Source organism: Polaromonas sp. P1_E1_2 (genome assembly GCF_056406035.1).
Map to the genome: position 1 here is coordinate 1 of NZ_JBFUAZ010000099.1, position 9,564 is coordinate 9,564.

Annotated in this window: 8 protein-coding genes; 2 read left to right on the forward strand and 6 right to left on the reverse strand. The window is 64.3% G+C overall.

What is annotated here, in order from left to right:
- Positions 1 to 80: 80 nt before the first annotated feature.
- The 6 genes from AC1D1P_RS07280 to atzF form a co-directional block, all read right to left on the reverse strand.
- On the reverse strand, positions 81 to 1,544 hold the full coding sequence (locus tag AC1D1P_RS07280; protein ID WP_477672532.1) for an AtzE family amidohydrolase: 1,464 nt from the start codon (positions 1,542 to 1,544) through the stop codon (positions 81 to 83).
- A complete protein-coding gene (locus AC1D1P_RS07285) occupies positions 1,541 to 1,750 on the reverse strand; it encodes an AtzG-like protein (protein WP_477670693.1) in 210 nt (69 codons plus the stop codon). The genes AC1D1P_RS07280 and AC1D1P_RS07285 overlap by 4 nt, the downstream gene beginning before the upstream one ends.
- A gap of 5 nt (positions 1,751 to 1,755) precedes the next feature.
- A complete protein-coding gene (locus AC1D1P_RS07290) occupies positions 1,756 to 2,577 on the reverse strand; it encodes an ABC transporter ATP-binding protein (protein WP_477656435.1) in 822 nt (273 codons plus the stop codon).
- A 158-nt stretch (positions 2,578 to 2,735) separates the two neighbouring features.
- Positions 2,736 to 3,572 carry an ABC transporter permease gene (locus AC1D1P_RS07295; protein WP_477672533.1) on the reverse strand — a complete coding sequence of 279 codons (837 nt, stop codon included), beginning with the start codon at positions 3,570 to 3,572 and terminating at the stop codon, positions 2,736 to 2,738.
- Positions 3,573 to 3,577: 5 nt separating this feature from the next.
- Positions 3,578 to 4,597 (reverse strand): ABC transporter substrate-binding protein, encoded by a 1,020-nt coding sequence (locus AC1D1P_RS07300; protein WP_477672534.1) that lies wholly within the window; start codon positions 4,595 to 4,597, stop codon positions 3,578 to 3,580.
- A 65-nt stretch (positions 4,598 to 4,662) separates the two neighbouring features.
- Positions 4,663 to 6,357: an allophanate hydrolase gene (gene atzF, locus AC1D1P_RS07305; RefSeq protein WP_477672535.1), complete on the reverse strand. Its 1,695-nt coding sequence runs from the start codon at positions 6,355 to 6,357 to the stop codon at positions 4,663 to 4,665.
- A 252-nt stretch (positions 6,358 to 6,609) separates the two neighbouring features.
- Here atzF and AC1D1P_RS07310 point away from each other — a divergent pair, with 252 nt between their 5' ends.
- Entirely contained in the window at positions 6,610 to 7,317 is a 708-nt protein-coding gene (locus AC1D1P_RS07310; protein ID WP_477672536.1) for a haloacid dehalogenase type II, read from the forward strand.
- 73 nt (positions 7,318 to 7,390) lie between these two features.
- The coding region (locus tag AC1D1P_RS07315; protein WP_477672537.1) for a malate synthase G at positions 7,391 to 9,564 on the forward strand (2,174 nt) is incomplete at its 3' end.

The following is a 9,564-nucleotide window of genomic DNA, read 5'->3' on the forward strand; positions in this document are numbered from 1 at the left end:
GTTGTTGACCAGTGCGTCTTCGTAGCGAAAAAATGCGGCAGTCACTTCGGCATGAACGTCGGGCAGGTTGATGGCATGGATCATGATTTACCGATTGTCAGCGAAGCCAGCGAAGCCAGCGAAGCCAGCGGAGCGCGGGCGATGCCGGCTGCCTCCAGCACGGCCGCCACGCGCAGCGCGTGGTCTTCACGCCAGGGCGCGGTGACGAGCTGCACTCCTACGGGCAGGCCTTCATCCGGCCACACCGGCACCGCACAGACGGGCAGGCCTATGCACGAAAAAGGCTGGGTCAACAAACCCATGCTTGGGCGCAGCGGCAGTCGTTTGCCRTTCAATTCCAGCCACTCGGCGCCTATGGGCGTGGCGGCGCAGGGGGTGGCGGCGGCGAGCAGCACATCGAAGTGTTCAAACAGTCCGGCCACGGCCTTGGCATAAAGGCGGCGTACGCGCTGGGCGCGGTCTACCCAGGCAGCCGGAAGCAGGCTGCCCGCAAGAAAGCGGTCACGCGACAGAGGCTCAAAATCGCCGGCGCGGCGCCGCAGGTCGTCCAGGTGCAGGGCGCCTCCCTCGGCGTTGGTGATCAGGAAGGCGGCGGCGCGGCCCGCCTCAACCATCGGCAGCACCACCGTTTCACGGGCGCCCAGCGCCTGGGCTACACGTTGCACGGCGGCCCAGGCCTGGGGCTGGGCATGGTCCTGGAAGTAGCCGCCCAGCACACCCACTCGCAGTCCGCCCATGCCTTGCATCAGTGATGGCAATGCCGGCTCGGCGGCGCGCTGTGCGCAGCCGGGGTCGCGGAGGGTTGATGGCCCAGCGGCCTCCGGGCCTTGCATGAGGTCATAAGACAGGGCCAGGTCGCGCACAGAACGCGCAAACGGCCCCAGGTGATCCAGCCCGGAAATAAAGGGGTAGCTGCCGGTACGCGGTAGCCGGCCAAAAGTGGGCTTGAGCCCGAACACGCCGCACAGCGAGGCCGGCACACGGATGGAGCCGTTGGTGTCCGACCCCAGCGTCAGCGGTACCTGGCCCGCGGCCACTGCGGCGCCTGAGCCGCCGGATGAGCCGCCGGCGATGCGTGTGAGGTCGTGCGGGTTGCGGGCCGGGCCGGCATGGCTGTTTTCGGTGGTGAAGCCATAGGCATATTCGTCCATGTTGAGCGCACCCACCAGCACGGCGCCAGCTGCCTCGAGCCGCTGCACCAGCAGTGCGTCGGCCGTGGCAGGCGTTCGCCCGCGTTCAATGGCGGAACCTGCCAGTGTGGACAGGCCCTGGATATCAAACAGGTTCTTTACGGCAAAAGGAACGCCCAGCAAGGGCTGTGCTGCGAGGCCGGGCGCATCGACGGCGAGCTGCTGGTCCAGCAGTGCCGCGCGTTGCCGTGCCCGCGAGGCGGTGACTTCGGTAAAGGCATTGACGCGGCCATTGGTGGCGGCTATGTGCGCGAGGCTGGCTTCAATCAATGCGCCTGCACCGACCTCGCGCGTTCGCACGGCCCGCGCCATGGCCATCGCATCGCCGCGCAGGCATTCGGCAGCGTCGCTCATCCGCCAGCCTTGCCGGAAGGCTCAACAGGTACAAACACCGGCGCCGGGTCGTTATGGGCGTCCAGCGGCACGGCCTGCAGCTGCGCGGCAAAGCCGGCGGCCAGCGCGAAGAACTGCAGCACACCGGGCCGGTGTTCCGGATTCAGCGGCAAGTCCAGCGCGGCCGCGGCGGCGTCGACATAGGCATCTATTTGCGCGGGTGTCATGTGGTTCAGCGCCTGACTTCGCGCTGGAATATTTCCAGGCTGAGTTTCTTGGTGCGGATGAAGCTGGCTTCAGACAAGGTCTCCACCGTGCGCGGACGCGCATCGCCGTAGGGCAGGATTTCGGCGACGCGCGTCGGGCGCTTGGTCAGCAGCAGTACCTGGTCGGCGAGGTACACGGCTTCTTCCAGGTCGTGCGACACCAGCAGCATGGTAGTGCCTGTCTGCATGAACACCTCCTGCAGTTTTTCGCGGATGAACAGCGTCATCTCGAAGTCCAGCGCCGAGAACGGCTCGTCCAGGAACAGCACTTCCGGATTGGGCGCCAGCGCCCGCATGATGGAGGCCGTCTGCTGCTGCCCGCCCGAGAGTTCATAGGGGTAGCGGTTCAGGTCGAACTTCACGTCGAAGGAGGCCACGAGTTCGGCCATGCGCCTGTCGACTTCAGCCTTGGATCTGCCTTCAAGCTTGAGCGGGTAGGCGATATTGTCGATGGTACGCATCCACGGGAACATGGCTTCGCGGTAGTTCTGGAAGACGTAGCCGATCTTGGTGTCCTTGAGCGACTTGCCGTCGAACAGGATTTCGCCCGCGTCGATGGGGATGAGGCCCGCGATCATGTTGATCAGCGTGGACTTGCCGCAGCCGTTGGGCCCGAACACCGAAACAATCTTGTGCTTGGGGATGTCCAGGTTGAAGTCTTCATACAGCGGCCAGCCCGCAAAGTACTTGGTCAGACCGCGTATGGTGATGTGCGTGCCTGCCGGGCCGGGCTGGAATTCACGCACCGGGACATCGGCGAATACGGGAGCATTAATTACAGCGGACATGTCGGACTCCGGTGGGATCCATGGGTAAACACAGTGGTGAGTGACTGCAGGCCTCTCACCTTCAAGCAGGGGCCGCGGAACCGGCTTTGCCGGGCCGCAGGCGCAGCGGCCCCCTCGGGGGGAAGCGCATTACACGAAGTGAAAAGCGTGGGGGCCATTTATCTTCCACTCCAATGCACGATGCGGCGCTCGGCGACGAGAAACAAAATATTCAGCGCATACCCCAGCGCACCGGCCGCCAGGATGGACGCGTACATGTCCTTCACATTCATGACCTGCTGCGAGTTGATGATGCGGTTGCCCAGGCCGGTGTCGGCGCCTATGAACATCTCGGCAACGATCACGATGACGAGTGCCATGGACACCGCCGAACGCAGGCCGACAAAGCTCGGCTGCAGGCTTTCCCAGATCAACACGTCCTTGAACACTTGCCAGCGCGAGGCGCCCATGACTTTGGCCGCCATGACACGCTGCTTGCGCGCGTTGATCACGCCGTAGGCGCTGTTGAAGACCACGATCAGCAGCGCGCCGAAGGCGGCAATCGCCACCTTGTTGATGTCCGACACGCCGAAAATCATCAGGAAGAGCGGAATCAGCGCCGAGGACGGCGTGGAGCGGAAGAAGTCGATCAGGAATTCCACGCTGCGGTAGGCTTTTTCATTGCTGCCCAGCAGCACGCCCAGCGGCATGCCGACCGCGGCGGCGATCATGAAAGCCTGGACCGTTCGCCACACGGTGACGGCAAAGTCCTTGAGGAGCGGCCCGCCAGCCAGGCCGCTGAGCAGTGCGCCCAGCGCGTCGATCGGTGGCGGCAGCAGGATGGCCTTGATGAAGCCCAGGCGCACGGCCAGGTCCCAGATGATGAAGAGCGCCACCGGGCCGATGAAGGGCAGGGCCTTGTCCAGCGCCGGTTTGCGCTGCACGACGGCCGCCGGCGCGGCCGGAGGCGTCCAGGGTTTGGCGGGCGTTGCCGTCACGAGAGAGGTGGTACTCATGGTGTTCAACCCTTGTAGAGCATGGTGTCTACGATGAGGCGCGAACTGAAGATGCCTTTTTCGGAGAACAGGTCGAAGAATTTCTGGAAGTGCGCCACGTCGGCCGGGGTGAACTCGTTGTACATGGTGTAGGCGGCCAGCGGCACCTCGCCGGTGAGCGGGCCTTCAATGGCGGTGTAGCCCTTGAGGTACTGGCGCGCCTCGACCGACTTGCTTCGCACGTAGGCCACTCCCTTGCCGTAGGCGGCGACGAATTTTTTCGCGGCATCGGGGTTCTTCTTGATGAAGTCCGAAGACAGCGACGCCGAGCCGCCGAACCACGRTGCCATCGGGTCACCCAGCACATAGCGCGCGATGACGCCGGCTTCAAGCACGCGCGTCGTGCCGTTCATGCGGCCTATGGTGCCGGTGGGCTCCAGCGTGTAGGCACCGTCGATCTGGCCGGCGGCGAGCGCGGCCACATGCTGGCCGATGGGCAGCTCGACCACGGTCGCGCCTGTAGCGCCGCCGCGCTCCAGCACGGTCTTGGCCAGCGTCACGTTCTGGATTCCGGGGCCGGAGCCGACGCGCTTGCCTTTGAGGTCGGCCATCACCTTGGCCGGACTGGCCGCCGGCACGATCACCTCGTCGAGCACATTCTTCACGTTGCTGGGGTTGGAGCAGAAGATCTTGAAGGTGCCGGGCTGGGCGATCTCGCCGATGGCGATGTTGGCCGAACCGGTGCCGTTGGCGGTGCCGTCGGCGCGGCCCGAGAGCACCGCCTCCATCACCTGCTGCGCACCGGCGAATTTGAGCGGCTCCACGTCAAGGCCGGCCTCTTTGAAGTAGCCCAGCTCGATGGCTGAGTAGAACGGCAGGCCGGCGGCAATGGGCCAGTAGCCGATGCGTATCTTGGGACCGCCCTGCGCATGCAGGAAGGCGGGCATACCCAATAGACCCAGGGTGGCACCGGCGGCCGTGGCCTTGAGCAGCGAGCGGCGTGCCGGGCCGTGGGGGGCGGGTGACGGTGTGAGAACGGGCTTCATGAAATGCTCCTGCTGGTGATGGATAAACGGTGGATGAACAGGTTGGTAAAGGGTGATGAAAAGCTTCAGGCCTGCGCGGCTGGCTTCAGTGAGTCGAGGTAAGCGCGCCAGCCGCCCAGGTGTGTGATGTCTTGTGCACCTTGCAGGGCATGCGCCTCGCAGAGGAAGCCCTGGACGCTGCCGCCGCCCTCCAGCGCCAGCGTGCCTATGCCCAGGGGTGCGGGGATCAGCGCAACGAAAGAGCCGTAGTGCTGCACCGGCATTTCCCAGATTTCCAGCGCGATGCCTGCACCTTCATTGGCCGCCACACGCAGCAGCCCCGGCTTGGGCGGCACCGTGCCCGGCAGGGCGTAAAAGCGGTAGTCTGGCGCGGTGCGTGCCGGGCCCACCAGCGTGGCGCCGCGCGAGGTCAGCTGGCTGTTCAGCGGCATGCCCGAAAGATGAGCGCCCACCACGGCCAGCCTGACCGTGGCCGCCGGCTGGATGCCTGGCAACGCTGCGGGTGCGGGCAGCGCTTCGTTCAATGCGCCCAGCGGCAAACCAGTGGCATGGTGATAGCGCTGCCCCAACTCAGCCAGTTGCCAGTCGCTGCCCGCCAGCCCCACCAGCGTGATGCCGAAAGGCAGGCCGTCAGGACGCAGGCTGCTGGGCACGGAAAGGGCCGCGTAGTCCAGCAGGTTGACGAAGTTGGTGTAGGTGCCCAGGTGGCGGTTCAGCGTGACGGGGTCGCGCTGCATGGCCTGCAGCGTGTAGTGCGTGGGCGCGGTCGGCAGCAACAGCACATCAATGTCACGCCACATTGCGCCCGCCTGCTGGCCCAGCGCGCGTAACTTTGTTTGGGCTGCATACAGGTCGGCAGCGCTGTATTGGCGGCCTGCGCCGATGATGCTGCGCACCGGCTCGATCACCGCTTCTTCATGCGCGTCAAAAAAATCGCGCACGGCGGTGTAGCGTTCAGCCACCAGCGCGCTTTCATAGAGCAGCGCGGCCGCCTCGGCCAGCGGCGCGAAGTTGATGGAGACCGGCACGCCGCCCAGGGCCTTCATGCGGGTGACAGCTTCGCCAAAAGCCTGTTCGGCCAGCGCGTCGCCGCAGAAGCCCAGTGTTGAAGGCACACCGAAACGAAAGCCTGCGGGCAAGGCGGTGTCGGCCATCGCCAGCACGCGCGAGTAGGGATCCAGCGGGTCGTAGCCCATGGCCGCTTCGAGCACGCGGGCGGCCGTGGCCACGGTGCGCGCGAAGATGGAGACGCAGTCCACGCTCTGCGCGGCCGGCACCACGCCGCGTGCGCTGACAAGGCCTTTGGAGGGTTTCAGGCCCACGATGTTGTTCAGGCCCGCCGGCACGCGCCCGGAACCCGCCGTGTCGGTGCCCAGCGCGAAATCCGCCTGCCCGGTCGCCACCACGTAGGCGGAGCCGGAACTCGACCCTCCTGATATATATGCCGGGTTGATCGCGTTGGGAACGGCGCCGTAGGGGGAGCGTGTGCCGTTGAGGCCGCAGGCGAACTGGTCCATGTTGGTCTTGCCAAGCAGTTGCGCACCCGCATCGAGCAGCTTTTGCACCACGGCGGCGTGCACCGTCGGCGTGTAGGCAAAAGCGGGGCAGGCCGCGGTGGTCGGCAGGCCCGCTACATCAATGTTGTCTTTGGCCGCAAATGAGAGCCCGGCCAGCGCGCCGCCGCGGCCGGTCGGGAAAGACGATGTCCTGGTAATCCAGGCCTCGGGAGCCCTGCCGGCGTCCGTGCCTGCAGATGCCATCACCTGCTCAGGTGCAGCGAGCGATTGAGGAGAGTTCGGCGATGAAGAGATGTGCACCAATTGAAAGCATCCATACTTGTGTACAAGATGAGATGCAAGAGTTGTGCCAATCCGTAGAGCCGTCCCGAGCACTGCCGATGACGAAAAGTACTTTGATGTCTGCTTGTCATCCAATTAGGCGCATGAATGTCATGGATAAAGCGATTCTTGGGTAATTAATCGCGCTCGATGTATCAAATACAGTAGAGGCTTATGGAAAAGCCTCGCTCCAACCCACAGCCCAAGCTTCGTGCCGTGCTGTTTGATGCCTACGGCACGCTGTTTGACGTGTACAGCGTGGGCTTGCTGGCGGAGCAACTGTTTCCGGGCAAAGGCGAAGCGCTGGGCGTGCTGTGGCGCGACAAGCAGATTGAGTACACGCGCCTGGTGACCATCAGCAGTGGCGGCTCGCATTACCGGCCCTTCTGGGACCTCACGCGCGCAGGCCTGCGTTATGCGTGCAAACGCCTGGGGCTGGATTTGAATGCCGCCCGTGAGGAGCAGCTCATGAACCAGTACCGCCATCTGTCGGCGTTTCCGGAAAACCGCGAGGTGCTGCAGGCGCTGAAGGCGCGTGGCATCACCACCGGCATCCTGTCCAACGGCGATCCCTCCATGCTGGATGTGGCCGTCAAGTCGGCAGGGCTGGAAGGCCTGCTGGACCACATCATCAGCGTGGACAGCATCCGCAAATACAAGACCGCGCCCGAAGCCTATGCGCTCGGGCTGAAAGCCACCGGACTGGAGGCGAAACAGATCGCCTTCGTGAGCTGCAACGGCTGGGACGCGCTGGCGGCCACCTGGTATGGCTACCAGACGCTGTGGGTTAATCGTTACCAACTGCCGTTTGAAGAGCTGGGCACGCAGCCCCTGTACACCGGCAGYAGCCTGCGTGAAGTGCTCTCGCTGCCGCTGCACTGATTTCGCAGACACGTTTTATTTTTAGTTTTTTAGTTTTTATTCTTCTGATGCTTTTGAGAAAAGGGACCGCACCATGAACACAACAACCAACGCACGCACCTCCAGCCACCGCCTGCAGGTCGCCACCGGGCTTTACCGCTTCATCGAAGACGAGGTGCTGCCTGGCACCGGTGTGGCCAGCGGCGCTTTCTGGAAGGGCTTTGACGCCATCGTGGCCGATCTGGCGCCCAGGAACCTCTCCCTGCTGGCAGAGCGCGACCGCCTGCAGGCCGAAATGGACGCCTGGCACAAGGCCAACCCCGGCCCCATCGCGGACATGAAGGCTTACCGCGCTTTCCTCGAAAAAACCGGCTACCTCGTGCCTTCGCCGAAGAAGGTCACCATCACCACTGCCAACGTGGACGCCGAACTCGCCAGACAGGCCGGCCCGCAACTTGTGGTGCCCATCCTGAACGCGCGCTATGCGCTCAATGCCGCCAATGCGCGTTGGGGCAGCCTGTATGACGCGCTCTACGGCACCGACGCCCTTTCCGAGGATGACGGCGCCACCAAAGGCAAAGGCTACAACCCCGTGCGCGGCGCCAAGGTGATCGAATACGCGCGTTATGTGCTGGACCGCACCGCGCCGCTGAAAAAGGGCTCGCACATCGATTCGATCGCCTATGCGGTCAAGGGCGGCAAGCTCGTCGTTACCCTGAAAGGCGGCAAGACAACGGCGCTGGAAGACGCCAGCCAGTTCCTCGGCTACCAGGGCAAAGCCTCCGCGCCGTCGTCGGTGCTGCTGCAGYACAACGGCCTGCACATCGACATCCGCATTGACCGCGGCACGCCCATCGGCAAGACGGATCCAGCCGGCGTGAGCGACCTGGTGATAGAGGCTGCGCTGTCGACCATCATGGACCTGGAAGACTCGGTGGCCGTGGTGGACGCCGACGACAAGGTGCTGGCCTATCGCAACTGGCTGGGCATCCTGCAGGGCACACTGACCGAAAGCGTGACCAAGGACGGCAAGACCTTCACCCGCGGCCTGAACCCTGACCGTGAATACACCTCGCCGAAAGGCCCCAAGGGCAAAGCAGTGGTACTGCACGGCCGTTCGCTGATGTTCGTGCGCAATGTGGGCCACCTGATGACCAACCCGGCCGTGCTGTACACCGCCGCGGATGGCAGCACGAAGGAAATTCCGGAAGGCATCCTGGACGCCGTGATCACGACCACGATCGCCATCCACGACCTCAAGCGCAAGGGCAAGCCCGGCATCAGGAACTCGCGCAAGGGCTCGGTCTACATCGTCAAGCCCAAGATGCACGGCCCCGCTGAAGTGGCATTTGCCGCTGAACTCTTCAGCCGCGTCGAAAAAATGCTGGGACTGCCGGGCAGCACGGTCAAGCTCGGCATCATGGACGAAGAGCGCCGCACCAGCGTCAACCTCAAGGCCTGCATCGCTGCCGCTTCCAGCCGCGTGGCTTTCATCAACACCGGCTTCCTGGACCGCACCGGCGACGAAATGCACACGGCCATGCAGGCCGGCCCGATGATCCGCAAGGGCAACATGAAAATCAGCCCCTGGCTCAGCGCCTACGAGCGCAGCAACGTGCTGGTCGGCCTGGCCTGCGGCCTGCGCGGCCGCGCCCAGATCGGCAAGGGTATGTGGGCCATGCCCGACCTGATGGCCGACATGCTCAAGGCCAAAATCTCGCACCCGCAGGCCGGCGCCAACACCGCCTGGGTTCCCTCGCCCACGGCTGCCACGCTGCATGCGCTGCACTACCACCAGGTCAACGTGGCGGCGGTGCAAAAAGACATCGAGAAGAAGGTCGACCTGAAGTCCGAAATCGCCCGCCTGCTGCCCGAGCTGCTGCTGGTGCCGGTCTCGCCCGATGCCCAATGGACGCCCRCCGAGAAGCAGCAGGAGCTGGACAACAACGCCCAGGGCATCCTCGGCTATGTGGTCCGCTGGATCGACCAGGGTGTGGGTTGCTCCAAGGTGCCCGACATCCACAACGTTGGCCTGATGGAAGACCGCGCCACGCTGCGCATTTCCAGTCAGCACATCGCCAACTGGCTGCTGCACGGCGTGGTCACGAAAGCGCAGGTCAAGGAAACCTTCGAGCGCATGGCCGCCGTGGTCGACGGCCAGAACGCCGGCGATCCCCTCTACAAAAAGATGGCGGGCAACTTCGAGACGTCGGCGGCCTACAAGGCTGCGTGCGACCTGGTCTTCAAGGGCCTGGAGCAACCCAGTGG